The 25,949-nt window shown below is 61.5% G+C and carries 19 protein-coding genes and 2 pseudogenes; 11 read left to right on the forward strand and 10 right to left on the reverse strand.

All coding sequences use genetic code 11. From position 1 onward, the window contains the following. Positions 1-2 precede the first annotated feature (2 nt). From R1A29_RS21555 to edd, 8 genes are all read right to left on the reverse strand, one after another. Positions 3-848: a carbohydrate ABC transporter permease gene (locus R1A29_RS21555; RefSeq protein ID WP_085709654.1), complete on the reverse strand. Its 846-nt coding sequence runs from the start codon at positions 846-848 to the stop codon at positions 3-5. Next, the gene (locus R1A29_RS21560; protein ID WP_085709653.1) at positions 841-1,749 is read right to left on the reverse strand and encodes a carbohydrate ABC transporter permease; all 909 of its coding nucleotides are present in this window, start codon (positions 1,747-1,749) and stop codon (positions 841-843) included. The genes R1A29_RS21555 and R1A29_RS21560 overlap by 8 nt, the downstream gene beginning before the upstream one ends. A gap of 109 nt (positions 1,750-1,858) precedes the next feature. Further along, the gene (locus tag R1A29_RS21565; protein WP_438299511.1) at positions 1,859-3,160 is read right to left on the reverse strand and encodes an ABC transporter substrate-binding protein; all 1,302 of its coding nucleotides are present in this window, start codon (positions 3,158-3,160) and stop codon (positions 1,859-1,861) included. 118 nt (positions 3,161-3,278) lie between these two features. After that, positions 3,279-4,538 carry a D-mannose isomerase gene (locus R1A29_RS21570; protein ID WP_438299512.1) on the reverse strand — a complete coding sequence of 420 codons (1,260 nt, stop codon included), beginning with the start codon at positions 4,536-4,538 and terminating at the stop codon, positions 3,279-3,281. A 295-nt stretch (positions 4,539-4,833) separates the two neighbouring features. Continuing rightward, positions 4,834-6,261: an ATP-binding protein gene (locus tag R1A29_RS21575; protein WP_162803532.1), complete on the reverse strand. Its 1,428-nt coding sequence runs from the start codon at positions 6,259-6,261 to the stop codon at positions 4,834-4,836. Between the two features lie 31 nt (positions 6,262-6,292). Further along, positions 6,293-7,024: a response regulator gene (locus tag R1A29_RS21580; protein WP_025112821.1), complete on the reverse strand. Its 732-nt coding sequence runs from the start codon at positions 7,022-7,024 to the stop codon at positions 6,293-6,295. A 79-nt stretch (positions 7,025-7,103) separates the two neighbouring features. Continuing rightward, complete coding sequence (locus R1A29_RS21585; RefSeq protein ID WP_085709649.1) at positions 7,104-8,060, reverse strand: glucokinase; 957 nt, start codon at positions 8,058-8,060, stop codon at positions 7,104-7,106. After that, a complete protein-coding gene (edd, locus tag R1A29_RS21590; RefSeq protein ID WP_064383733.1) occupies positions 8,057-9,883 on the reverse strand; it encodes a phosphogluconate dehydratase in 1,827 nt (608 codons plus the stop codon). The genes R1A29_RS21585 and edd overlap by 4 nt, the downstream gene beginning before the upstream one ends. Before the next feature lie 221 nt (positions 9,884-10,104). On the opposite strand from edd, the gene gap reads away from it, so the two are divergent. The 9 genes and pseudogenes from gap to R1A29_RS21635 all read left to right on the forward strand — a co-directional run bounded on the left by gap (position 10,105) and on the right by R1A29_RS21635 (position 20,498). Next, positions 10,105-11,106, forward strand: coding sequence for a type I glyceraldehyde-3-phosphate dehydrogenase (gene gap, locus R1A29_RS21595; RefSeq protein WP_085709648.1), 1,002 nt, complete (start codon positions 10,105-10,107; stop codon positions 11,104-11,106). A 119-nt stretch (positions 11,107-11,225) separates the two neighbouring features. Beyond that, a complete protein-coding gene (locus R1A29_RS21600; protein WP_438299513.1) occupies positions 11,226-11,744 on the forward strand; it encodes an RNA polymerase sigma factor in 519 nt (172 codons plus the stop codon). A 124-nt stretch (positions 11,745-11,868) separates the two neighbouring features. Beyond that, positions 11,869-12,834: a FecR family protein gene (locus tag R1A29_RS21605; RefSeq protein ID WP_438299514.1), complete on the forward strand. Its 966-nt coding sequence runs from the start codon at positions 11,869-11,871 to the stop codon at positions 12,832-12,834. A 122-nt stretch (positions 12,835-12,956) separates the two neighbouring features. Further along, on the forward strand, positions 12,957-15,542 hold the full coding sequence (locus R1A29_RS21610; RefSeq protein WP_438299515.1) for a TonB-dependent receptor: 2,586 nt from the start codon (positions 12,957-12,959) through the stop codon (positions 15,540-15,542). A gap of 111 nt (positions 15,543-15,653) precedes the next feature. After that, on the forward strand, positions 15,654-16,250 hold the full coding sequence (locus tag R1A29_RS21615; RefSeq protein WP_085709644.1) for a biliverdin-producing heme oxygenase: 597 nt from the start codon (positions 15,654-15,656) through the stop codon (positions 16,248-16,250). Positions 16,251-16,395: 145 nt separating this feature from the next. Further along, positions 16,396-16,791 (forward strand): YbaN family protein, encoded by a 396-nt coding sequence (locus tag R1A29_RS21620; RefSeq protein WP_085709643.1) that lies wholly within the window; start codon positions 16,396-16,398, stop codon positions 16,789-16,791. 453 nt (positions 16,792-17,244) lie between these two features. Further along, positions 17,245-18,252, forward strand: a pseudogene (locus R1A29_RS21625) (PDC sensor domain-containing protein); the annotation flags it as partial. A gap of 102 nt (positions 18,253-18,354) precedes the next feature. After that, the gene (locus R1A29_RS21630; protein WP_371320921.1) at positions 18,355-19,110 is read left to right on the forward strand and encodes a methyl-accepting chemotaxis protein; all 756 of its coding nucleotides are present in this window, start codon (positions 18,355-18,357) and stop codon (positions 19,108-19,110) included. 38 nt (positions 19,111-19,148) lie between these two features. Then, the gene (locus tag R1A29_RS21635) at positions 19,149-20,498 is read left to right on the forward strand and encodes a CoA transferase (RefSeq protein ID WP_438299516.1); all 1,350 of its coding nucleotides are present in this window, start codon (positions 19,149-19,151) and stop codon (positions 20,496-20,498) included. 13 nt (positions 20,499-20,511) lie between these two features. Here R1A29_RS21635 and R1A29_RS21640 read toward each other — a convergent pair whose 3' ends face one another. Further along, on the reverse strand, positions 20,512-21,363 hold the full coding sequence (locus R1A29_RS21640) for a DNA-3-methyladenine glycosylase family protein (protein WP_438299517.1): 852 nt from the start codon (positions 21,361-21,363) through the stop codon (positions 20,512-20,514). Further along, positions 21,360-22,786 (reverse strand): annotated as a pseudogene (gene arcD, locus R1A29_RS21645) (arginine-ornithine antiporter). The gene R1A29_RS21640 and the pseudogene arcD (R1A29_RS21645) overlap by 4 nt, the downstream one beginning before the upstream one ends. 437 nt (positions 22,787-23,223) lie before the next feature. Between arcD (R1A29_RS21645) and arcD (R1A29_RS21650) the strand changes: the two are divergent. Both arcD (R1A29_RS21650) and arcA read left to right on the forward strand, forming a co-directional pair. Beyond that, entirely contained in the window at positions 23,224-24,651 is a 1,428-nt protein-coding gene (arcD, locus tag R1A29_RS21650; RefSeq protein WP_134827880.1) for an arginine-ornithine antiporter, read from the forward strand. 34 nt (positions 24,652-24,685) lie between these two features. Further along, positions 24,686-25,942 (forward strand): arginine deiminase, encoded by a 1,257-nt coding sequence (gene arcA / locus R1A29_RS21655; protein WP_085709638.1) that lies wholly within the window; start codon positions 24,686-24,688, stop codon positions 25,940-25,942. The last annotated feature ends 7 nt before the right edge of the window (positions 25,943-25,949 follow it).

The raw sequence follows: 25,949 nt of genomic DNA on the forward strand, positions 1-25,949 counted from the left end.
GATTACCCCTTGACTGCGCCGGCCGTCAGCCCGCGCACGAAATACTTGCCTGCGACCACATAGACCAGCAGGGTCGGCAGCCCGGCGATCATCGCCGCCGCCATGTCCACGTTGTATTCCTTGGCCCCGGTGCTGGTGTTGACCAGGTTGTTCAGCGCCACCGTGATCGGTTGCGAATCACCGCTGGAGAACACCACACCGAACAGGAAGTCGTTCCAGATCTGGGTGAACTGCCAGATCAGGCAGACCATGATGATCGGGGTCGACATTGGCAGGATGATCCGCCGGAAGATCGTGAAGAACCCGGCACCGTCCAGGCGTGCGGCCTTGATCAGCGCATCCGGAATGCTCACGTAGTAATTACGGAAAAACAGCGTGGTGAACGCCAGGCCATAGACCACGTGCACGAACACCAGGCCGGTGGTGGTGCTCGCCAGGCCCATCTTGCCGAGGGTGAACGACGCCGGCAGCAGCACGGTCTGGAACGGCAGGAAGCAGCCGAACAGCAACAGGCCGAAGAACAGCTGCGAACCCTTGAAGCGCCAGAACGACAGCACGTAGCCGTTCAACGCACCGATGGCGGTGGAGATGATCACGGCCGGAACGGTGATCTTGATCGAGTTCCAGAAGTAGCCGTCAACGGTGGCCCAGGCTTTCACCCAGCCGATGCCGCTGACCACGGTCGGCCAGCTCAGCAGGTTGCCGGTGGAGATGTCTTCCGGGGTCTTGAAGCTGGTCAGCAGCATGACCACCAGTGGTACCAGATACAGCAGGACCGCGAGGATCAGTACCGCGTAGATCGCGATGCGGCTCAGGCTGATGGCCGGTTTGGAGGCGAGACTAGTCATGACGCTTGGTCCTCAGCTCGGAGTACAGGTAAGGCACGATGATCGCGAGGATCGCACCGAGCATAAGAATCGCACTGGCCGAGCCCATGCCCATCTGCCCACGGCTGAACGTGAACGAGTACATGAACATCGCCGGCAGGTCGGAGGAATAACCCGGGCCGCCGGCCGTCATGGCCGCCACCAGGTCGAAGCTCTTGATCGCGATGTGCGCCAGGATCATCACCGCACTGAAGAACACCGGACGCAGGCTTGGCAGCACCACTTTCCAGTAAATGCGCGGCATGCTCGCGCCGTCGATCTGGGCGGCACGGATGATCGACTGATCAACGCCACGCAGGCCGGCGAGGAACATCGCCATGATGAAGCCCGAAGCTTGCCAGACCGCCGCGATCACCAGGCAATACACCACGCGATCCGGGTCGATCAGCCAGTCGAGACGGAAGCCTTCCCAGCCCCAGTCCCGCAGCAATTTGTCCAGGCCCATACCCGGGTTGAGCAGCCATTTCCACGCGGTACCGGTGACGATCATCGAGAGCGCCATCGGGTACAGGTAAATGGTGCGGATAAAGCCTTCGCGACGGATTTTCTGGTCGAGGAAAATCGCCAGCGTCACGCCGATCACCAGAGTGATCGCGATGAACATGCCGCCGAACACGGCCAGGTTCTTGCTCGCCACCCACCAGCGGTCGTTGTCGAACAGTCGCGCGTATTGCGCCAGGCCTGCCCACTTGTAGTTCGGCAGGAAGGTCGACGTGGTAAACGACAGGACAAACGTCCAGAGGATATAGCCATAGAAGCCCACCAGAACGATGAACATGCTCGGCGCCAGCACCAGTTTCGGTAGCCAGCGCTGCAATGCGTCGAACGGCGAGGCCTTGCTGAACACAGCAACAGAACTCATGGGAAGATCCAATAAGAAAAGAGAAGAGCAGCTGCGAGTTGCGAGCTGCAAGACAGGCAGAACAGCGCGCTTGTCTTGCAGCTTGTAGCTTGCAGCTCGTCGCTACCGCTTATTTGGCAGCCTTGACGGCAGTGCCGAGTTTCTTCGCCGCGTCGGCCGGGTCGGCTTTCGGGTCGTTGATGAAGTTGGTCACGACATCGAAGAACGCACCCTGTACGGCCAGCGTGGTCGCCATGTTGTGCGCCATGCTCGGCTGCAGGCCGCCAGTCTTGGCGTCTGCCAGGAAGTCCTTGGCAGCGGTCTGGGCGCAGGAGTCGAAACCGTACTTGCCCATGTCGGCGAGCATGTCGTTGCGCACCGGGATCGAGCCCTTGTTGATGCTGAAGACTTTCTGGAAGTTTTCACCCAGCACGACTTTGGCGATGTCCTGCTGACCGGCCGCGGTGCCCGCGTCCTTCTGCTTGAACACGGCCAGCGAGTCGATGTTGTAGGTGAACGCCTTGTCGGTGCCCGGGAAGGCTACGCACTCGTAATCCTTGCCGGCGACCTTCTTGGCGGCGGTCCATTCGGACTTGGCCCAGTCACCCATGATCTGCATGCCGGCCTTGCCGTTGATGACCTTGGCCGCTTCCAGGTTCCAGTCCTGACCTTTGCCGTCGACGTCCATGTAGGTCGCGACTTTCTTCAGCTCGGTCAGGGCCTTGACCATTTCCGGACCGGTCAGGGCAGCGTTGTCCAGGTCGACCAGGGCTTTCTTGTAGCCATCAACGCCCATCACCGACAGCACGACCGCTTCGAACACGGTGCTGTCCTGCCAAGGCTGACCGCCGTGGGCCAGCGGGATGAAGCCCGCAGCCTTCAGCTTGTCGCCGGCGGCGTAGAATTCTTCGAGAGTGGTCGGGGCTTTGGCGATACCGGCTTTCTTGAAGACTTCCGGGTTGATCCACAGCCAATTCACCCGGTGAATGTTCACCGGCACGGCCACGTAATCACCGTCGTACTTCACGGTATCGGAGACTTTCTTGTCGAGCAGGCTGTCCCACTTCTCGGTCTTGGAAACGTCCTTCAGCACGTCAGTGTCGAGCAGACCGGTGGACGCCCATTCCTGGATGTCCGGGCCTTTGATCTGGGCTACGCCCGGCGGGTTGCCGGCGACCGCACGGCTTTTCAGCACGGTCATGGCGGTCGCACCGCCACCACCGGCGACAGCGCCGTCTTTCCAGGTGAAACCGTCTTTTTCCACTTGTGCCTTGAGCACATCGACGGCGGCTTTTTCGCCACCGGACGTCCACCAATGCACGACTTCCACCGAACCTTTGGATTCGGCAGCGGAAACACTCAGGGGCAGCACAGCGAGCGGGAACAGGGAGGCGACAGAAATGACAGTAGCGAGGCGAGAAATCGCATTCATCTGAGATGTACCTTTCTTGTTGTTATGCATGCAAGTCTGGTGCTTGCGCTGCACACGAGTTTAAACAGGACGTTTCCCCTCGCAGGTAACGAAGGGACGCGCAAATGTCACCGCATGGTTACACAGGAACGGGCCGGGACAACTGTGCCAGCGCAGTCGCCATGCTCGGCGCCAGCGGCAGACGCGGGATCAGTACCGCCTGCCAGGCGTGATACAGATCCGGTTTGCCCGCCCAGATATCGGCACTTGGACGGTTCTGCGGGTCGAGTTCGTGATGCCAGCTGCCGTCGCAGCGGTCGATGAAATTCGCTTCGCAGAATTCCCAGAATAGCCGGTACCAGGATTCGTACTGCGCATCGCCGGTACGTTTGAGCAACGCACTGGCGGCGGCGCTGGCCTCGGCATGCGTCCAGTGCAGGCGATGGCGCACCACGGCCTTGTTGTCCCAGTCGAGGGTGTAGACGATGCCCGGGGCGCCATCGACGTCCCAGCCATGCCGGCAGTTGTTCTCGAACAGCTTTTGCGCATCGGTGGCCAGCCAGCCCGGCGTGAGCATGCCGGCCTGGACCCGCGCCGCTTCGAGGTGCAGCAACAGCCGCGCCCACTCGAAACCGTGGCCCGGTGTGGTGCCGTAGGGGCGGAATCCGTCGGCGGGATTGTCTTGGTTGTATTCGCGCAGTGGTTGCCAGTCGCGGTCGAAATGTTCGATCACCAGATAATCGTTGGCAGCGGCGTGACCGTGAATTACCCGTTCAACGATGCGTTGCGCACGCACCAGCCAGCGCGGGTCTTCGGTGACATCGGCCAGCGCGAGGAACGCTTCGGTGGCGTGCATGTTGCTGTTGGCGCCGCGATAGGCTTCTTCTTCACTCCAGTCACGATTGAAGAATTCGCGCAGGGCGCCCTCTTCTTCGCTCCAGAAATAGGTGTCGATGATGTCGATGGCGTCATCCAGCAATGCCTGAGCGCCGGGACGCTGGGCGACCACGGCGGAACTGGCCGCGAGGGCCACGAAAGCATGCAGATAGGCGTTCTTGCCGGTGTTGCCGTCGCGGTGTTCGGCGACGGCGAACCAGCCACCATGCAGCGCATCACGCAACGGGCCACGCAGGGCCGCAATGCCGTGGTCGACCAGCTCGGCGAATCCTGGCAGGCCCTGAATGTGGGCCATGGCAAAGCTGTGGGTCATGCGCGCGGTGTTCATGGTTTCGGCTTGCGCGCCGGCCTGGAGCTGGCCGCGCTCATCAAGATTGCCGAAGCCTTCGGGCAGTCGTGAAGCCTTGGCAAACGCCAGCAGGCGCAGGCCTTCGTCGGCGAGCCATTGCTGGTGGGCAGGGGCGTTCAGCCAACTGCTGAAGCCCGGATTGAAGTGATCCATGGAAGGCCTTTTTTGTTGTTATGACTGCGGGCAGTCTAAACAACGGGCCGGGGTTGGCTTGTAACGAAGGGGGCAGGTTTTGTCACCGAGTCGTGACAAAAGAGCAACCCTCACCCCAGCCCTCTCCCGGAGGGAGAGGGGGCCGAACGGGGAATATTGGAGAATTTCACCGACCTGAACGATTTGCGCTGAATCCATAATCGACTCGGTTTGTCAGGTCGATATATTGCGCCGCACACCTCGGTCGACTCCCTCTCCCCCCGGGAGAGGGCTGGGGTGAGGGCAAGCTTTTGACTCAGTCCGCCGACCGCGGCAATTGCAGGGTCACGCGCAACCCGCCTTCACGCAGATTCTGCAACGTCACTTCACCGCCATGGCTATGGGCAATGTTGCGGGCGATCCCCAACCCGAGCCCATACCCCTGCTGCTGCCCGGCCAGGCGGAAGTGCGGCTCGAACACCTGCTCCAGCCGCTGCTCCGGTACGCCCGGCCCTTCGTCATCAACGTGCAGGACAAACGCACTCTCGTCATCATCGATATGCAGATGAGCGTTCTGCCCGTACTTCAGCGCATTGTCGATCAGGTTGCCGATGCAGCGCTTGAGCGCCAGCGGCTTGCCCGGATACGCCGCCAGCGCACGCCCCTGTTGGGTCACGCGGCCATTGCCGTTGGGCGCCAGATACGGCTCCACCAGACAGTCGAGCACATGGTTGAGATCCACCGGCTCGATGTTTTCGTGGATGTCGGTGTCTTTGACGCATTGCAGCGCGCCTTTGACCAACAGCTCCAGCTCATCCAGATCACGGCCGAACTTGGTTTGCAGCTGTTCGTCTTCCAGCAGTTCGACCCGCAGACGCAGGCGGGTAATCGGCGTGCGCAGGTCATGGGAAATCGCGCTGAACAACTGGCTGCGCTCGGTCAGGTAACGGCTGATGCGCTCGCGCATGGTGTTGAAGGCGCGACCCACTTCCACCACTTCACTGCCGCCGCCCTCGGCCACCGGCTCGACGTCGGCGCCCAGCGACAAGTCCCGCGCCGCCCGCGCCAGGCGCTTCAGCGGTCGGCTCTGCCAGTGCACCAGCAGACCGATGAACAGCAACAGAAATCCGCTGGTGAATACAATGAACCACACCTGCTGCGTCGGCAGGCCCTGCTCTTCAAGACTGGTGTAGGGCTCGGGCAACAGCGAGGCGATGTACAGCCATTCACCCGGCGCCAACTGGATCTGGGTCACCAGTACCGGCGGATTCACCGGTTCCAGGGTCAGCGCGTAGTGCGCCCAGGAGCGTGGCAGCTCGTCGAGTTTCAACCCGGCGTTGAAGATACGCAGGTCATCGGGGCTGACGAAGGTCACCAGAATGTCGGTATCCTGGCCCAGAGACTGACGCAGTACTTCATCCACGGCTTGAAGCACCGCTGCCTTGCGCGGTGTAACCGGCAACACTTCCATGCCCAGCGGTTTGTCGTTCAGCGTCACCACAAATCGGGTGCCGCCCATGCTGCGCAACTGATCGAGCACCAACGGCCGATAAGCCACCGGCAGCGAGCGGAAATAGCTGACGCTGGCGGTCATCGAATGGGCGAGGCTGCGGGCGCTGGTGACCAGGCCTTCGAGCTGGGTTGCGCGCAATTGGGAAACCCAGATCACGCTGGACAGCGTCTGGGCGAACAACACCGCCAGCAACGTCAGCAGCAACATCCGCCCGAGCAGCGAACGGGGCATCGGCACTTTGCGCGCGGTGTTGCGCAGAAACTCAGTGACCATTGCCGGCAACCACATTGGCTGCCAGTTGGTAGCCGCTGCCACGCACGGTGCGGATCAGCCGTGGCGGTTTTTCGGTGTCGCGCAGACGCTGGCGCAAGCGACTGACGGCCATGTCGACGATACGATCGAGGGGCATCAGATCGCGGCCACGGGTGGCGTTGCCGATGGTGTCGCGGTCGAGGATTTCCTGGGGGTGATCGAGGAACAGTTTCAGCAAGGCGAAGTCGGCGCCAGACAGAATCACTTCCTCGCCGTCGGTGTGAAACAGCCGATGGCTGACCATGTCCAGTCGCCACTCATCGAACGCCAGCACTTCGCTGCCACTGCGTTCCTGACCGAACTGGGCACGGCGCAACAGGGCCTTGATCCGGGCTTGCAGTTCGCGGGGGCTGAAAGGTTTGCCGAGGTAGTCGTCGGCCCCCAGCTCCAGACCGATCACCCGATCGGCCTCGTCGGAACTGGCGGTGAGCATGATGATCGGCACCTGGGCCTGACGCGGATGCTGGCGCACCCAGCGGCACAGGCTGAAGCCATCTTCATCGGGCAGCATCACATCAAGGATCACCAGATCGCTTGGCGCCTCGTTCAGCGCCTGGCGGAAACTGGCACCGTCGGCCGTGGCCCGTACCTGAAAACCCGCGCGGGTCAGGTAGGTTTCCAGCAACTCGCGTATCTCCTGGTCGTCATCGACCAACAAAATCGACTTGTTGACTGAACTCACTTCGAAGGCATCCTTGTTGTTGGAATTGGGCGGATTATGCCTGATGTGCCGAGGGTTCCCACGCTCGGCGTGGGAATGTTCATTTACCGGATTGTTCGAGCGCCACTCCTGCACCGACGAGACCTGAGTACGGCGCGGTTACCAGCCACACCGGAATCCCCTTGAAGTAATCGCTCATGCAGCCCTTGTCGGCGAAGCTGCGGGCGAAACCGCTTTCGAGGAAGAAATCGGCAAAGCGCGGAATCACGCCGCCAACGATGTACACCCCGCCGCGACCGCCAGTGGTCAGCACGTTGTTGCCGGCTACGCGACCGAGCCAGCAGCAGAATTGCTCCAGCACTTCCAGGGCAATCGGGTCACCGGCGAGGCCGGCTGCGGTGATCGCTTCCGGCGTGTCGAGTTTGGGTTCGTGGCCATCCACCGCGCAGATCGCCCGGTACACCCGAGGCAAGCCGCCGCCACTCAACGCGGTCTCGGCACTGACGTGGCCGATTTCGTTGTGGATGTGTTGCCAGAGCTGGGTTTCACGCGGGCTGCTCAGCGGCAGGTCGACGTGACCACCCTCCCCCGGCAGCGCGGCAAACCGCCCTTCGCCCAGGTCGAGCAAAGTGCCGACGCCCAGGCCGGTGCCCGGACCGATCACCACCGCTGGACGCAATGGCTCCGGTTCGCCTTCGCAGACCACGCGGAACTCGCCGGGCTGCAATCGGGTCATGCCCAACGCCATGGCGGAGAAGTCGTTGACCAGCAGCAACTGTTCGACCTGCAACGCCTGGCAGAACGCCTTGCGGCTCAGCCGCCAGTGATTGTTGGTGAACTTGAACTCATCGCCGCTGACGGGACCTGCCACCGACAGGCACACCGAACCGATGGCGCCCGGCGCCAGGCCGAGCCCGCTCAGATAGAGGCTGATCGCCTCCTCCGGGCTGGCATGGTCGGCCGTGGCCAGCACCTGCACCGATTCGAGCTGCTGATCTTTCCACAACGCGAACCGCGCGTTGGTGCCTCCGATGTCACCGACCAAAGCCAGTTTCAATTAAGCGTCTCCAGGGCAGAAGTGAAGGCGCTGGCGCCCTGCTCTGCCGAGCTGAAGGCCAAACGCATGAAGCCAAACAGTTCGCGACCGCTGCCGATGTTGTTGCCCAACAGGCCTTTGGCGGGTTCGCGCGCTGCGAATTCGGCGGCGTCCACCTTGAGTTCCAGGGTGCCTTTGACGCCATCGACGCGGATGATATCGCCCTCTTGCACGCGAGCCAAAGCGCCGCCGACATAAGCTTCGGGGCTGACATGGATCGCCGCCGGGATTTTCCCCGAGGCGCCGGACATGCGCCCGTCCGTCACCAGCGCGACCTTGAAGCCGCGATCCTGCAGCACGCCGAGGAACGGCGTCATCTTGTGCAGTTCCGGCATGCCATTGGAACGCGGGCCCTGGAAGCGCATCACCGCGACGAAATCCTTCTCCAGCAAACCGGCCTTGAAAGCGTCGGCCAGATCCTGTTGATCCTGGAACACCATGGCCGGTGCTTCGACGATCTGGTTTTCCAGCGCCACGGCGGACACCTTCATCACGCCGCGACCGAGGTTGCCTTCCATCACCCGCAAGCCGCCCTCTGCCGAGAACGCACGGGCCACCGGACGCAGGATGTTTTCGTCGAGGCTTTCGGTCGGGCCTTCGCGCCACACCAGTTTGCCGTTATCGAGGAACGGCTCCTTGGTGTACTGGCTCAAACCGTGGCCGAGCACGGTGTTGACGTCTTCGTGCAGCAGGCCGGCTTCGAGCAGTTCGCGGATCAGGAACGACATGCCGCCCGCCGCCTGGAAGTGGTTGATGTCAGCCTTGCCGTTCGGGTAGACGTGGCTCAGGGTCGGCACGACTTCGGAGAGGTCGGCCATGTCCTGCCAGGTCAGTTGAATGCCCGCCGCCATGGCGATGGCCGGCATGTGCAGGGTGTGGTTGGTCGAGCCGCCGGTGGCGTGCAGCGCGACGATCGAGTTGACCAGCGCCTTCTCGTCGACGATTTCACCGATCGGCATGAAGTTGCCGTTCTGTTTGGTCAGGCGCGTGACCTGATGCGCGGCTTCGCGGGTCAAGGCCTCGCGCAGCGGCGTGTTCGGGTTGACGAAAGAAGCGCCCGGCAAGTGCAGGCCCATGACTTCCATCAGCAACTGGTTGGTGTTGGCGGTGCCATAGAAGGTGCAGGTGCCCGGGCTGTGGTAGGACTTCATTTCCGATTCCAGCAGCTCTTCGCGGGTCGCCTTGCCTTCGGCGTACTTCTGCCGCACGTCGGCTTTTTCCTTGTTGGAAATCCCCGAGACCATCGGCCCGCCTGGTACGAAAATCGTCGGCAGGTGACCGAAACGCAGGGAGCCCATCATCAGGCCCGGCACGATCTTGTCGCAGATGCCGAGCATCAACGCGCCATCGAACATGTTGTGGGAGAGCGCCACCGCCGTCGACATCGCAATCACTTCGCGGCTCGGCAGGCTCAGCTCCATGCCCGGCTCGCCCTGGGTCACGCCGTCGCACATGGCAGGCGTGCCGCCGGCGAACTGGCCGACCGAGCCGATTTCGCGCAGGGCGTTCTTGATCTGCTCCGGGAAGACTTCGTACGGCTGGTGCGCCGAAAGCATGTCGTTATAAGACGACACAATGGCGATGTTCGCCGAGTTCATCATCCGCAGGCTGTGCTTGTCTTCGCTGCCACACCCGGCCACGCCGTGGGCGAAGTTGGCGCATTGCAGCTTGCCGCGCATCGGCCCGTCGGTTGCGGCGCCGCGAATGAGCGCAAGGTAAGCCTGACGCGTGGCGCGGCTGCGGGCGATAAGCCGTTCGGTGACCTCAAGAACGCGGGGATGCATGTGTAGAACTCCAGGCTAACGGATGTGGCGACCTGATTGTCTATGCTGACCAAAGCGCCCGCACGTGTGGGATGACGGGCGGTTTCCTTGACCATTCGGACCAGTTGATTCAGGTCACTCGTTGTAGATAAAACAAAATATTGCCACTAAAAAGGCTTGTTTTCTATTTTTATGCGAATAATCTTGTAATTCCAACAACAAAACGACGGCGGCGCTGTTCAATGACTCTTCGAATCGCAATCAATGGTTTTGGCCGCATCGGCCGTAATGTCCTGCGCGCACTGTATACCCAAGGCTATCGTCAGGATTTGCAGATCGTCGCCATCAACGATCTGGGCGACAGCGCGATCAATGCGCACTTGCTCAAATACGATACCGTTCACGGCACGTTCGATGCTGAAGTTGCGCATGACAACGAGAGTCTGACTGTCAACGGTGACCGTATTTCGGTCAGCGCGATCCGCAACCCGGCCGAACTGCCATGGGCTGCGGAAAAGATTGATGTGGTCTTCGAATGCACCGGTCTGTTCACCGACCGGGCCAAAGCCGCCGCGCATATTACTGCCGGTGCGCGCAAAGTCATCATCTCGGCCCCGGCCAAAGGCGCCGATGCCACTGTCGTCTATGGTGTGAACCACGACATCCTGCGCCAGTCGCACCAGATCATTTCCAACGCCTCGTGCACCACCAACTGCCTGGCCCCGGTGGCCCAGGTGCTGCACCGCGAACTGGGCATCGAAAGCGGTCTGATGACCACGATTCACGCCTACACCAACGACCAGAACCTGACCGACGTCTATCACACCGACCCGTACCGCGCCCGTTCCGCCACGCAGAACATGATCCCGAGCAAGACCGGCGCTGCCGAAGCCGTGGGCCTGGTGCTGCCGGAACTGGCGGGCAAGCTGACCGGCATGGCCGTGCGTGTGCCGGTGATCAATGTGTCGCTGGTGGACCTGACGGTTCAGTTGAAACGCGAAGCCTCGGCCGATGAAGTCAACGCACTGATGAAAGCCGCGAGCCAGCACTCGAAAATCCTCGGCTACAACACCCTGCCGCTAGTATCGAGCGACTTCAACCACAACCCGCTGTCGTCGATCTTCGACGCCAACCACACCAAATCCAGCGGCAAACTGCTGAAAGTGCTGGCCTGGTACGACAACGAGTGGGGCTTCTCCAACCGCATGCTCGATAACTGCCTGGCGCTGTGCAACGCGGAATAAAACCGCTGCTGCCGATTTGAAGGCGGGTAGTGGCTTTACCAACCTTTGACAAATCAACACTTGACCACTCGGGCGGATGATAAGCATTATCATTCGCTCGAAATGGATCAGGTCCTCCCGTGAGTCAGTCGCAGTTCAATCACGTTTTCCTCGCCCAGCGCACTTCATTGCTGCGAACGCTGGAACGCATGGTCAACAACCACAGCACCGCTGAAGACCTGTTGCAGGAAACCTACCTGCGCGTCACGCGGGCGCTGAGCGAACGGGCCATCGATCACCTTGAACCCTTTGTTTTCCAGACCGCGCGCAACCTGGCGCTGGACCATTTGCGTGCGCGCAAGATTCACTCACGCACCATGGTCGACGACGTGCCGCAGGACGTGGTGCACAGCGTCGCCGCCCCCGCCAGCAGCGCCGAAGACGCCGCCCATGCCGAACAATTGCTGGAGCGCTTGAACGTGAGCCTCGGTGAACTCAGCCCCCGTCAGCAGCAAATCTTCATCCTCAACCGCCTGCACGGGCACAGCTACCAGGAAATCGCCGAAGAACTCAGCGTGTCCCTCAGCACGGTGCAGAAAGAACTCAAATTGATCATGACCATTTGCATCGGTGTCGCCGAGCGCTTGAATGGCGACTGATGTCTTAAGCCTTTTCGGTAAACGACAGGATCGACTGCACTGATCATCGGCCTTTGTTACCCTTGCCCGACTTTTACGCTTCACTAAAAAAACAGCCGTGCACAGACACTGCCGAGGAAACACCGTGACGGACACCCACCGCCCTCCTTCGCCCGACACGGCGCAGGACGCCGCCAACGCAATGGACCAGGCTCTGGACTGGCTCATCGTGCTCGGCAGCCCGGACGAGGAGCAGACCCGGCAGTTTCATGCCTGGCTGGCGGCCGATCCGTTGAACGCCCAGGCGTTCGCCAAGGCCCAGGCGATCTGGGACGGCCCGCAGATCGCCCAGTGCGCGCAGAACCTCGCGGCCAGACCGAAGAAAGTCACCGTCCTCACACGCGTGCGCCCACACTGGAAACCGCTGGCCACTGCTGCGGTGCTGATTCTCGGACTGTTCAGTTTCAGCAACCTGCCCATGCGTCTGCAGGCCGATCACCTGACCGTGGTCGGCGAGCGGCAACGTTTGCAGTTGGAAGACGGCTCGAAAGTCCTGCTCAACACCAATTCCGCCTTCTCCAGCACGATCAATGATCGCCAACGAGTTGCGCGGCTGTATCAGGGCGAAGCGTTTTTCGAGATCCCGGCCAGCCGCACCCAGCCACTGGAAATCGACGCCGGGCCGGTGAAAGCCAGCGTGCGCGACACCGCGTTCGCCGTGCGTTACCTGGACGGCGTGGCACAGGTTCGGGTGCAGCGTGGCGATGTCGATCTCCGTGCCACCCGTGACGATGCGCGGGTACGTCTGTCCGCCGGGGAAAGCATCCGCATCGGTCCGAACGGTTTCGACCGCCCGGCCAAGGTCGACGCCGCTACCGATCTGGCGTGGGTGCAGGGTCGGTTGATCTTCGAAAACTGCCCGTTGAACCAGGTGCTGGCGGAACTGCGCCGCTACTACCCGGGCTTCATCATCAACACCAACGAACACCTGGCCGACGTCGCCGTCACCGGCAATTACCGCCTCGACCAGCCGCTGGACGTGGTGCGCTCGCTCGCTCACATCACCTCGGCCAAGCTTCAGGAATTCCCGGCGCTGGTGATTCTGAACTAAATGAGAATTATTTTTACTCGATAGCCGAAGCTCGTTCGTCTCGTTATAGCCAATGCAATTGATTCGCATCTTCGGACGCGAATCAGCACCTATAAAGATTCGTGCGACACGGAGCGCTATCGATGTCCTCTCGCCTTACCCGCCAGACTTCTTCCCCTTCCCGCGTGCTGTCGTTGCTGACCGCCGCCATCCTGATGGCCGGCACCGCGCCGCTGATGGCTGCCACCGAGCAACCGGCACGCAACATGGGCGATTACTCGTTCGCCATCGGCCAGCAACCGCTGGTGTCGGCGCTCAACGCGTTCACCGCCGTCACCGGCTGGCAGGTCGGTTTGCCGGCTGAACTGGGTAAAGGCGTGTCGTCCCCGGGCGTGCGCGGTTCGCTGCCACCGGAAAAAGCCCTGGAGCGACTGTTGGTGGGGACCAACCTGAGCTTCCGCAAGCTGAGCAACAACAACGTCGTGCTGGAAAAACGCAACAACAGCGGCGCACTCAACCTCGACCAGGTGACCATCAGCGCCACCCGTCAGGAACAGTCGGTCAACAGCGTGCCGGCCACCGTCACCGTGCAGACCCGTCAGGATCTGGACCGCAACAACGTCAATACCATCAAGGATCTGGTGCGCTACGAGCCGGGCGTCTCCGTCGGCGGCGCCGGCCAGCGCGGCGGCATCAGCGGCTACAACATTCGCGGCATCGACGGTGACCGCATCCTGACCCAGGTCGACGGTGTCGAAGTCCCCGACGGTTTCTTCAACGGCCCGTACGCCAAGACCCAGCGCAACTACGTCGACCCGGAAATCGTCAAACGCGTGGAAATCCTTCGCGGCCCGGCCTCGGTGCTGTACGGCAGCAACGCCATCGGCGGCGCGGTCAGCTACTACACCCTCGACCCGGATGACATCATCAAGCCCGGCCAAGACGTTGGCGCCCGTCTGAAGACCGGTTACAGCTCCGCCGACGACAGCTGGCTGAAATCCGCCACCGTCGCCGGTCGCGCCGAGCAGTTCGACGGTTTGCTGCACTACAGCCAGCGCGACGGTCATGAAACCGACTCCTACGGCAGCAACAACGGCACCGGTCTTGAGCGCACTGCCGCCAACCCGGAGGACGTGAAAGCCTCCAACGTGCTGGCCAAGATCGGCTGGAACTACAGCGAAGGTTCGCGTCTGGGCCTGACCTACGAAAAGTACAAGGATGATCGCGACACCGATCAGAAAAGTGCTTACGGCGGCCCGTTCTTCAATGGCGCTCCGACGATCCCCAACAGCGTGCTGCCCGGCGGCATGTACCAGTGGCGTACCGGCAACGACACCGTCACCCGTGAGCGTTTCGGCCTGGAACACAGCTTCGCCCTCGACAGCCTGCTGGCCGACAACGTGAAGTGGAGCCTCAATCACCAGGTCGCCAAGACCGACCAGAGCACCGAAGAGTTCTACTACCCGATGACCCGTAAAGTGCTGCGTACCCGCGACACGATCTACGAGGAAAAACAATGGGTGTTCGATGCGCAACTGGACAAGGCATTCGCCATCGGTGACACCGATCACGTGCTGACCTACGGCACCACGATCAAGCAACAGAAAGTCACCGGTTCACGCGGCGGCGACGGCAAGTGCCTGGCAGTCGGTCGCGGCTGCACCGCCATCGGCGCCACCAGTGCGGCGGACGTGCTGAAGAAGTCCAGCGACTTCCCGGACCCGACCATCAACACCTACAGCCTGTTCGCCCAGGATCAGATCAGCTGGAACAAGTGGACCTTCCTGCCGGGCCTGCGCTACGACTACACCCAGCTCAAGCCGCACATCACCCAGGAATTCCTCAACACCGTGGCCGCTGACGGCAAGGGCACGGTGAGCGACGAAAACAAGACCTGGCATAAAGTCTCGCCCAAATTCGGCCTGACCTACGCTCTGACCGACAACTACACCTGGTACGGCCAGTACGCCGAAGGCTTCCGCACCCCGACTGCGAAAGCGCTGTACGGCCGCTTCGAGAACAGCACCACCGGCTACAACGTGGCGCCGAACCCGAACCTGGAACCGGAAAAGAGCAAAAGCTATGAAACCGGTCTGCGTGGCAACTTCGAGCAAGGCTCGTTCGACGTAGCTGTGTTCTATAACAAGTACCGCGACTTCATCAACGAAGACGCCGTCACCCCGGGCTACAGCGAGCTGACCTTCCAGTCCAGCAACATCAAGCACGCCACCATCAAGGGTGCCGAAGTCAAAGGTCGCCTGAACCTGGACTCCTTCGGCGCGCCGCAAGGTCTGTACACCCAGGGTTCGATTTCCTACGCCTACGGACGCAACAACGACAACGGCGAGCCGTTGAACAGCGTCAATCCGCTGACCGGCGTATTCGGTCTGGGTTACGACCAGGACAACTACGGTGGCCTGCTGAGCTGGACCGTGGTCAAGAAAAAGGATCGCGTCGACGACACCAACTTCAAGTCGCCGGACGGTGTCAGCAGTCAATTCAAATCCCCGGGCTTCGGCATTCTCGATCTGGCCGGCTACTACAAGGTCACCGACGACGTCACCGTCAGCGGCGGCATCTACAACCTGACCGACAAGAAGTACTGGTTGTGGGATGACGTGCGCGGTTACGACAGCGTCGGCGAAGCTTCGGTGACACAACCGGCCAACCTCGATCGCCTGACCCAGCCGGGTCGCAATTTCGCGATCAACCTGGTCTGGGACATCTGATCCGGCCGACCTCACTGCGTGTACGAATCACAGCGCAGTGAGGTTTTTTTTACGCTCGCACGTCTTCTTGTTCGTCTCGTTATCAAGCGCCTCTTTTATCAAGGACATCTCATGAGCACCCCGGAAAAAGCCCTGCGTTCGCAACGCTTGAACCAGATCACCCACGAGCCGCACAGCAAGCTCGATGCACTGGTCAAGGCTCACGCGCCGTTCGAAACTCGCGCCAATTTCGCCCGTTTCGTGGTCGCGCAGTACCTGTTCCAGTCGGAACTGGTGTCGCTGTACAACGATGCCGAACTGACTGCCATCGTCCCTGATCTGCCGGCCCGCTGCCGCGCTGAAGCGGCCAAGGCCGACCTGGCCGACCTCGACACTGAAGTGCCTGCGCCAGTCGCTGGCGCAGTGAAAAACCCGAGCAAGGCCCGCGCACTGGGCTGGATCTTCGTGTCCGAGGGCTCCAAGCTCGGCGCGGCGTTCCTGATCAAACGCGCCGTCGCGCTGGAACTGAGCGAAACCTTCGGCGCCCGTCACCTGGGCGAACCTGAAGGCGGTCGCGCCGAAGGCTGGAAGAGCTTCGTGCGCACCCTCGATTCGCTGCAATTCAGTGCCGAAGAAGAAGCCGAAGTGGAGCAAGGCGCGATCGACGCATTCAACCGCTTCACCGTGTTGCTGGAACAGGCTTACGCCACGGAAGCCGAACCGGCCTGAAGCGACACCGACTCCCCATTGTGGGAGCTAGCCTGCTAGCGATTCAGATGTCGACTGATATACCGCCATCGCGAGCAGGCTCGCTCCCACATGGGAACCGAGCAAGTCTGTAGAATCCCCGTTTCGCCTCACACACTTCGAGCCCATGCCCCAACCTGCCTCCTCCCGACTCGCCCGCCTGCTGTTCGGCCTGCTCGCCTATGTCAGCCTCGGCATCGGCCTGATCGCCATTGTCGTGCCCGGCCTGCCGACCACCGAGTTCATCCTGCTCGCCGCCTGGGCCGCGACCCGCAGTTCGCCGCGCCTGAGTGCCTGGCTGGAAAACCATCGGCTGTTCGGTCCGATCCTGAGCAACTGGCGCAACGGCAAGATCATCGCCCGCAAGGCCAAGGTCAGCGCCACCGTCAGCATGCTGCTGTGCGCCACCCTGATGCTGGTGGTGCTCGATCACGGCTGGCCGGTTTACCTGGCGATTGCCGGCATGACCCTGGGCAACCTGTGGATCTGGTCGCGACCGGAATCGCTGCCGAAGATTTCCTGATTTTCCCCATCTTTTCAGGGCTTTTGCCCGCGCAAACGTTTTGCCGTGACCGTTCGTCGGCATGCGCCTCATGCACCCTCGCCCCGCGCCGATGAGCATTGAATGGCGCTGAATGGATTTGGCGAACCGGGCAACTCCGTGCCCCGTAGCCAACAGTTCATTCATTCGCGAGAACGTCCCATGTTCGACTCCCTGTCCATTCGCCTGAAAATCGTCCTGCTGTCCGGGCTCTGCCTGCTCGGCGTGGTTGCGCTGATCGTCGGCATCAACATCTACCAGACCAACCAGAACGACGAACTGGTCAGCGATTCGAGCAGCAAGATGCTCACCGCCAGCGTGCAGAACCTGCTGCAGGCCAAGGCGGCCGAACAGGCGGTGCAGGTGCAGAAAACCTTCGGCGAGAGCCTGCTGGTGATCACCGCACTGGCCGACCAGATCAAGGACATGCGCGTCATGGCCGCCAAGCGTTCGCTGGACGCCGGGACCTTGCGTGAAGAGTTGAACCTGAGCCTGAAAACCGCGTTCGAGCGCAACAGCAAGGTGCTGGGTATCTGGCTGGCCTTCGAACCCAACGGCCTGGACGGCAAGGACAGCGAGTTCGTCAACGACGCCGCGCGCCAGTCCAACGAAGCCGGGCGCTTCGCCACCTACTGGAGCCGCGCCGGGGGTTCTGCGCTGAACACGATCATGGTCGAAGAAGACATGACCAAGACCACCCTCAGCGTCAGCGGCACGCCCTACAACAGCTGGTACACCTGCCCTCGCGACAACAAGCGCACCTGCCTGCTCGACCCGTACGCCGACACCGTGGGCACCAAGGAAATGCTCATGACCACCATTTCCGTGCCGCTGCTGGTGGACGGCAAGGCCATCGGCGTGGTCGGCATCGACATCGCCCTCGACGCCCTGCAAGCGGCGGCCGTGGGTTCCCAGCGCGAACTGTTCAACGGTGCCGGGCACATGCTGATCGTCTCCGGCAGCGGCGTACTCGGCGCCTACAGCACTGACGCGACCAAGGTCGGCAAAGGCATCGCCGAAACCCTCGGCGCCGAAGGCAAGGACATCCTGCAACTGCTGAGCGCCGGCACACCGAAGATTCTCGAACAGGGCGACCTGATCCGCGCCGTGTACCCGGTCGATCCGATCGGCAATTCCCGGGCCTGGGGTGTGGTCATCGACCTGCCGAAACAAGTGCTGCTGGCCGACTCGGTCAAACTGCAAGCAGTGCTCGATGACGCTCAGCAAACCGGCGTGATGACCGCGTTGGCGGTGGCCGTGATCGCCGGTCTGATCGGCCTTATGCTGATCTGGCTCACCGCTTCGGGCGTGACCCGGCCGATCAACAGCGTCGCCGAGATGCTGAAGAACATTGCCAGCGGCGAAGGCGATCTGACCCAGCGCCTGAACTACACCAAAAAGGATGAACTCGGCGAACTGGTGAACTGGTTCAACCGCTTCCTCGACAAGCTGCAGCCGACCATCGCCCAGATCAAACAAAGCATCACCGAAGGCCGTGGCACCGCCGATCAGTCGTCGGAAATCGCCCGCCAGACCAGCGAAGGCATGCAAGTGCAGTTCCGCGAAATCGATCAGGTGGCCACCGCCTCCAACGAAATGAGCGCCACCGCCCACGACGTGGCCAACAGCGCCTCGAACGCCGCCAATGCCGCCAAGGGCGCCGATCAGTCGGCCAAGGACGGGATGTCGATCATCGAGCGCAGCACCCGTGACATCAATCAACTGGCCGATGAAGTCAGCAAAGCGGTGACCGAAGTCGAGGAACTGGCGGTCAACAGCGAGCAAATCGGCTCGGTGCTGGAAGTGATCCGCAGCATTGCCGAACAGACCAACCTGCTGGCGCTGAACGCCGCGATCGAAGCAGCCCGCGCTGGTGAAAGCGGTCGTGGTTTTGCGGTGGTGGCCGACGAAGTGCGTAACCTGGCCAAGCGCACGCAGGATTCGGTGGAAGAAATCCGCGTGGTAATCGAACGCATCCAGACCGGCACCCGTGGCGTGGTCGCGACCATGCATTCGAGCCAGACCCAGGCCCACAACAACGCCGGGCAGATCCGCCAGGCCGTGGACGCGCTCGGCAAGATCAGTGACGCGGTCACCGTGATCAGCGACATGAACCTGCAAATCGCCAGCGCCGCCGAACAGCAGAGTGCGGTGGCCGAAGAGGTCAACCGCAACGTATCGGCGATCCGTACCGTCACCGAAACCCTGACCGAACAGGCCACCGAATCGGCGGCGATCAGCAGCCAGCTCAACGCCCTGGCCAGCCAGCAGATGAAATTGATGGATCAGTTCCGCGTCTGATTTGATCTATGATCAGGCCCTCTCCCGGAGGGCCTTCGATGACTGATCTGCTCACGTCCATTCAAGCCGCACTCGGCTTGCCCCACACGCCGATTCCGTTCACCGGCGAGGGCGCCCTGCCCTCGGCGTTTGCTGTCACCGACCTTGCCTGCGCGAGCATTGCCGCGGCGGGGCAAGCGGTCGGCGAATTGCTACGGCAGCAGACCGGCCACCTGCCCAGCGTCGAAGTTGACCGCCGCCTCGCCTCGTTCTGGTTTGCCACCTCGCTGCGACCGATCGGCTGGGAGGTCCCGCCGCTGTGGGATCCGGTGGCCGGCGACTACGCAACAAAGGATGGCTGGATCCGCCTGCACACCAACGCCCCGCATCATCGCGCCGCCGCTGAAAGCGTGCTGGGTGCCTGTGCCGATCGTGCGGCCATGGCGACGAAAGTCGCGCAATGGACCAGCGCCGATCTGGAGCAAGCGGTGGTCGATGCCAAGGGTTGTGCTGCCGAAATGCGCAGTTGGGAACAGTGGCAGAAACACCCGCAAGGATTGGCGGTGAACGCCGAACCCTTGGTGCATTTCAGTGATGGGAAAGATGAAAGTCGTCAACTCTGGCAAGGCTCGATGGCGCAGCCATTGGCCGGGCTCAAGGTGCTCGATTTGACCCGCGTGCTCGCCGGCCCGACCGCCAGCCGCTTTCTCGCGGGGCTAGGCGCCAATGTCCTGCGCATCGACCCGCCGACCTGGAACGAACCCGGCGTGGTGCCGGAAGTCACCCTCGGTAAACGCTGTGCACGACTGGATCTGCATCAACCGGCAGATCGTGCGGTGTTCGAAGGTTTGCTCAAGGACGCTGACATTCTGCTGCACGGCTATCGCGCCGATGCGCTTGAACACCTCGGTTTCGGCGCCGAACGTCGCCGACAACTGGCCCGGGGGCTGATCGATGTCTGCCTCAACGCCTACGGCTGGAGCGGCCCATGGCAGAACCGTCGGGGCTTCGACAGTCTGGTGCAGATGAGCAGCGGGATTGCCGAGGCCGGGCGGCGCTGGAAGCAGGCGGACAAACCGACACCGCTGCCGGTACAGGCGCTGGATCATGGGACGGGGTATCTGATGGCGGCGAGTGTGATCCGGTTGCTGGCTGAGAGACTGCGCAGTGGTCGAGGTGGATCCGCAAGGTTGTCGCTGGCGCGGACGGCGAAGTTATTGATCGAGCAGGGGCGGGGCACGAACGAAGTGCTGCGTCCGGAAGATGAACAGGATCAAAACTCACAGGTGGAGCAGACGCCCTGGGGTCCGGCGCATCGGCTGCAAGCGCCTTTGAAGATCAGCGGGACGCCATTGCAGTGGTCATTGCCGGCCACCGAGTTGGGTTCACATCAACCGCGATGGTTTTGAAGGTGTGCGGGTATCAATCCGCACGACTCGACGAAGTCCACAGCAACTGCGCCGCATAACCGCGAAACGGTCGCCAGGCCTCGGCGCGGACAGACAATTCCCGCGCCGTCATCCGCTCTCCTTGCAGCACCTCCAGTGCTCGCAGCAACCCCACATCCCCGGTCGGGAACCCGTCCATATCCCGTAACTGTCGCAGGGCAATGTACTGCGCCGTCCAGTCGCCAATCCCGTGCAGCGCCAGCAAGCGCGCCGTCCCGGAGGCAAACAGCAGCGGATCATCCAGCAACGCCTGCGCCACCCCGGACAAGGTGCGCCCACGACTTTTCGGCATGCCCAGCGTCGCCAGATCGGCGCTCGCCAAAACGGCTGCCCGAGGAAAGACGTGAGTCAGTCCAGGCACCGATGAACGCAACGGCTCGCCATACTGCGCCAGCAGTTTCCCCGCCAGCCGGATCGCCCCGACCACGGTGATCTGCTGCCCCAGCACCGCCCTAAACGCCAGTTCCAGACCGTCCCACGTCCCCGGTACCCGCAACCCCGGACGCTCGGCAATCAATGGCGCCAGCAGCGGATCTGCCTTCAAATGCCGCTGCATCGTCGGCAGATCCGCGTCCAGATCGAATAACCGTCGCAAGCGCGCAACGATCTCGGGAACCGCCGCCGCATCCGGAAAATCCAGTTCCACCTCCAGCGCATCGCCGTCACCGGGCCAGACCGAAACCGTGCCGTGAACGCCGTCCAAACCGATGCTGCGCGAATACACACCCTCTATCACCGCCTCCATCCCGACCACCGCCCGCGCGGCGAGAAACCCGAGCATCGCCGGCCAGTCGTAGGGCGCCTGGTATTCGAGCCGCAGCCTCACAGTGACAGCAAGCCGCTGTACAAGCCGTAGGCCGCGAGCCCGGCCCCGGCGATGACGCAGGTGAAAATCCCCTTTTCGATGGTGGTAAACAGCGGCTCACCCTGCTCATGCTTGGCCTTGGCGAACAGGATCACCCCCGGGGCATACAGCAGCGCCGACAACAGCAGGTATTTCACCCCGCCGGCATACAGCAACCACACCGCGTAGCACAGGGCGATACCGCCGATCAGCAGGTCCTTGGTGCGTTCGGCCGAGGCATGTTCATAGGTTTCGCCGCGCCCGCTCAACAGCACCGCATAGGCCGCCGACCACAGGTACGGCACCAGAATCATCGACGAGGCGAGGTAGATCAGGCTGGTGTAGGTGCCGGCGGAAAACAGCGTGATCAGCAGGAAAATCTGGATCATCACGTTGGTCAGCCACAGCGCATTGACCGGCACATGGTTGGCATTTTCCTTTTTCAGGAACGCCGGCATGGTCTTGTCCTTGGCCGTGGCGAAGAGGATTTCGGCGCACAGCAGCGCCCATGACAATAATGCGCCAAGCAACGAAATCGCCAGACCGATGCTGATCGCCAGCGCGCCCCACGGCCCGACGATGTGTTCCAGCACAGCCGCCAGCGAAGGGTTCTGCAGTGTCGCCAGTTCCGGCTGGCTCATGATCCCCAGCGACAGCACGTTGACCAGCACCAACAGCGCCAGCACGCCGATGAAGCCAATCACCGTGGCCCTGCCGACATCCGAACGTTTCTCGGCTCGCGCCGAATACACGCTGGCGCCTTCGATGCCGATGAACACGAACACCGTCACCAGCATCATGTTGCGCACCTGATCCATCACCCCGCCGAAATTCGGATTGCTGCGGCCCCAGATGTCACGGGTGAAGATATCGGCCTTGAACGCCACGGCAGCGACGACGATGAACATGATCAGCGGCACGATCTTGGCCACGGTGGTCAACTGGTTGATGAACGCCGCCTCCTTGATCCCGCGCATCACCAGAAAATGTACGGCCCACAGCAGCACCGAGGCGCAACCGATGGCGATCGGCGTGTTGCCCTGGCCGAACACCGGAAAGAAGTAGCCGAGGGTGCTGAACAGCAACACGAAATACCCGACGTTGCCCAGCCAGGCACTGATCCAGTAACCCCACGCTGAAGAGAAACCCATGTAGTCGCCGAATCCGGCCTTGGCGTAGGCGTAGACGCCGGAATCCAGTTCCGGCTTGCGGTTCGCCAGGGTCTGGAACACGAACGCCAGAGTCAGCATGCCGATGGCGGTAATTCCCCAGCCGATCAGGATGGCGCCGGCGTCGGCACGAGCCGCCATGTTCTGCGGCAAGGAGAAAATCCCCCGCCAATCATCGAACCCACCACCAGGGCGATCAGCGCGCCAAGGCGCAGCTTTTGCGTCGGTTGCGACATACAAATCTCCTTGAAAGATGTGGTGAGGTTTTATTTGTAACAACTATTAACTAAACAGCTAACAGTCGAAGACGTTTATCAGGTAATGCCAACAAACGCCCACTTATATATAGCGGATGACGCTAACGCCTAGCACGTTAAGTCAGTTTTGTGCGCCGATCCTAATAAATCAATTCTGTACTGAAAACAGATGTGAAAAATTTGCCAAAACCTGAAAAGCAACTAGCGTGATAACTCGAAAGTAATAGGATCCATTCCCAACCATATCGACCAAAGGCCTCTGGGACGGGCCTTCCAGACAGTAGCCTTATGCCTGCAGTGGATTCATAAGTCATTCATTAACAATGGAATGTGGCCATGCACTGATCTATGTCAGCTGTTTGAACAGTCAACAGAACTACGCTGTGAACTCTTCTCTCCTGCAATGGAGTCATGCAATGTCTGAAGCTCCCGGAAAACTACGACTAGGTGCACTGGTTGCCCTGGTAGTCGGATCAATGATCGGTGGCGGGATATTCTCTTTGCCACAAAACATGGCCGCCAGCGCCGACGTCGGTGCGGTACTGATCGGATGGGCCATCACCGCCGTCGGCATGCTCACCCTCGCTTTCGTCTTTCAAACCCTCGCCAATCGCAAACCTGACCTGGACGGCGGCGTATACGCCTACGCCAAGGCAGGTTTTGGCGACTACATGGGTTTCTCGTCCGCCTGGGGCTACTGGATCAGCGCCTGGCTGGGCAACGTCGGTTACTTCGTTCTGCTCTTCAGTACCCTCGGCTATTTCTTTCCGATTTTCGGTGAAGGCAACACCGTTGCCGCCGTGATTGGTGCCTCGGTGCTGCTGTGGGCCGTGCACTTTCTGGTGCTGCGCGGGATCAAGGAAGCGGCGTTCATCAACCTGGTGACCACCGTCGCCAAGGTTGTGCCGCTGCTGCTGTTCGTCCTGATCGCGATCTTCGCCTTCAAACTGGACATCTTCACCGCCGACATCTGGGGTGTGAAAAACCCGGACCTGGGCAGCGTGATGAACCAGGTGCGCAACATGATGCTGGTCACCGTGTGGGTGTTCATCGGCATCGAAGGCGCGAGCATTTTCTCGGCCCGGGCGGAAAAACGTTCGGATGTGGGTAAAGCCACCGTGATCGGCTTCATCACTGTGCTGCTGTTCCTGGTGCTGGTGAACGTGCTGTCGCTGGGCATCATGACCCAACCGGAACTGGCCAAACTGCAGAACCCGTCGATGGCCGCCGTGCTTGAGCACGTGGTCGGTCACTGGGGCGCGGTGCTGATCAGCGTCGGTCTGATCATCTCGCTGCTGGGAGCGCTGTTGTCGTGGGTGCTGCTGTGCGCGGAGATCATGTTCGCCGCCGCCAAGGACCACACCATGCCGGAGTTCCTGCGCAAGGAGAACGCCAACCATGTGCCGGTCAACGCCCTGTGGCTGACCAACGCGATGGTCCAGCTGTTCCTGGTCATCACCCTGTTCTCGGCCAGCACTTACCTGTCGCTGATCTACCTCGCCACGTCGATGATTCTGGTGCCGTACCTGTGGTCGGCGGCCTACGCCCTGCTGCTGGCGGTACGTGGCGAAAGCTACGAAGGCTTCGCGGCAGAACGGCGCAAGGACCTGATCATCGGTGGTATCGCCCTGATCTACGCGGTCTGGCTGCTCTACGCCGGCGGCGTGAAGTACCTGCTGCTCTCGGCCCTGCTCTATGCGCCCGGCGCAATCCTGTTCGCCAAGGCCAAGCTCGAACTCAAACAACCGGTTTTCACCAACGTCGAGAAGCTGATTTTCGCCGCGGTGGTCGTGGGCGCCCTGGTGGCAGCCTACGGTCTCTACGACGGCTTCCTGACTCTGTAATTGCCAAACGTTTTATCTCTGGAGGATCACTGAAATGACCACGGAAAAAGTTAAGTACGGCGTCCATTCCGAAGCCGGCAAACTGCGCAAAGTCATGGTTTGTTCCCCAGGTCTGGCCCACCAGCGGCTGACCCCGAGCAACTGCGACGAACTGCTGTTCGACGATGTGATCTGGGTCAATCAGGCCAAGCGCGACCACTTCGACTTCGTCACCAAAATGCGCGAGCGCGGGATCGAAGTGCTGGAAATGCACAACCTGCTGACCGACATCGTCGGCAACCCCGAAGCGCTGAAATGGATTCTGGATCGCAAGATCACCCCGGACACCGTCGGCGTCGGCCTGACCAACGAAGTGCGCAGCTGGCTCGAAGGCCTGGAGCCGCGCAAGCTTGCCGAGTTCCTGATCGGCGGCGTGGCCGGCGAGGATCTGCCGGACAGCGAAGGCGCCAGCGTGATCAAGATGTACCGCGACTACCTGGGCCATTCCAGCTTCCTGCTCGACCCGCTGCCCAACACCCAGTTCACCCGCGACACCACTTGCTGGATCTACGGCGGTGTGACCCTCAATCCGATGTACTGGCCGGCCCGTCGTCAGGAAACCCTGCTGACCACTGCCATCTACAAATTCCACCCCGACTTCACCGGCGCCGACTTCGAAGTATGGTACGGCGACCCGGACAAGGACCACGGCAAAGCCACCCTCGAGGGCGGCGACGTGATGCCGATCGGCAATGGCGTGGTGTTGATCGGCATGGGCGAGCGCACCTCGCGCCAGGCCATCGGCCAACTCGCACAGTCGCTGTTCGCCAAGGGTGCGGTGGAAAAAGTCGTGGTCGCCGGCCTGCCGAAATCCCGCGCGGCGATGCACCTGGACACCGTATTCAGCTTCTGCGACCGCGACCTGGTCACGATCTTCCCGGAAGTGGTCAAGGAAATCGTGCCGTTCATCATCCGTCCTGACGAAAGCAAGCCTTACGGTCTGGACGTACGACGGGAGAACAAAACGTTCCTCGAAGTCGTGGCCAACTCGCTGAACCTGCCGAACCTGCGCGTGGTGGAAACCGGCGGCAACAGCTTCGCCGCCGAACGCGAGCAATGGGATGACGGCAACAACGTGGTGGCCGTGGAACCGGGTGTGGTCATCGGCTACGACCGCAACACCTACACCAACACCCTGCTGCGCAAGGCAGGCGTGGAGGTCATCACCATCAGCGCCGGCGAACTGGGCCGTGGCCGTGGCGGCGGCCACTGCATGACCTGCCCGATCATCCGCGACCCGATCGACTACTAACTTTTTG

The organism is Pseudomonas sp. NMS19W, from assembly GCF_051554255.1.
Classification (GTDB): Bacteria; Pseudomonadota; Gammaproteobacteria; order Pseudomonadales; family Pseudomonadaceae; genus Aquipseudomonas; species Aquipseudomonas kribbensis.

Bases quoted from the DNA above. Each gene is read 5' to 3' on its own strand.
- R1A29_RS21555 (WP_085709654.1), bottom strand. From the start codon at position 848: ATGACTAGTCTCGCCTCCAAACCGGCCATCAGCCTGAGCCGCATCGCG.
- R1A29_RS21560 (WP_085709653.1), bottom strand. From the start codon at position 1,749: ATGAGTTCTGTTGCTGTGTTCAGCAAGGCCTCGCCGTTCGACGCATTG.
- R1A29_RS21565 (WP_438299511.1), bottom strand. From the start codon at position 3,160: ATGAATGCGATTTCTCGCCTCGCTACTGTCATTTCTGTCGCCTCCCTG.
- R1A29_RS21570 (WP_438299512.1), bottom strand. From the start codon at position 4,538: ATGGATCACTTCAATCCGGGCTTCAGCAGTTGGCTGAACGCCCCTGCC.
- R1A29_RS21575 (WP_162803532.1), bottom strand. From the start codon at position 6,261: ATGCCCCGTTCGCTGCTCGGGCGGATGTTGCTGCTGACGTTGCTGGCG.
- edd (WP_064383733.1), bottom strand. From the start codon at position 9,883: ATGCATCCCCGCGTTCTTGAGGTCACCGAACGGCTTATCGCCCGCAGC.
- gap (WP_085709648.1), top strand. From the start codon at position 10,105: ATGACTCTTCGAATCGCAATCAATGGTTTTGGCCGCATCGGCCGTAAT.
- R1A29_RS21610 (WP_438299515.1), top strand. From the start codon at position 12,957: ATGTCCTCTCGCCTTACCCGCCAGACTTCTTCCCCTTCCCGCGTGCTG.
- R1A29_RS21615 (WP_085709644.1), top strand. From the start codon at position 15,654: ATGAGCACCCCGGAAAAAGCCCTGCGTTCGCAACGCTTGAACCAGATC.
- R1A29_RS21620 (WP_085709643.1), top strand. From the start codon at position 16,396: ATGCCCCAACCTGCCTCCTCCCGACTCGCCCGCCTGCTGTTCGGCCTG.
- R1A29_RS21630 (WP_371320921.1), top strand. From the start codon at position 18,355: ATGCAAGTGCAGTTCCGCGAAATCGATCAGGTGGCCACCGCCTCCAAC.
- R1A29_RS21635 (WP_438299516.1), top strand. From the start codon at position 19,149: ATGACTGATCTGCTCACGTCCATTCAAGCCGCACTCGGCTTGCCCCAC.
- arcD (WP_134827880.1), top strand. From the start codon at position 23,224: ATGTCTGAAGCTCCCGGAAAACTACGACTAGGTGCACTGGTTGCCCTG.
- arcA (WP_085709638.1), top strand. From the start codon at position 24,686: ATGACCACGGAAAAAGTTAAGTACGGCGTCCATTCCGAAGCCGGCAAA.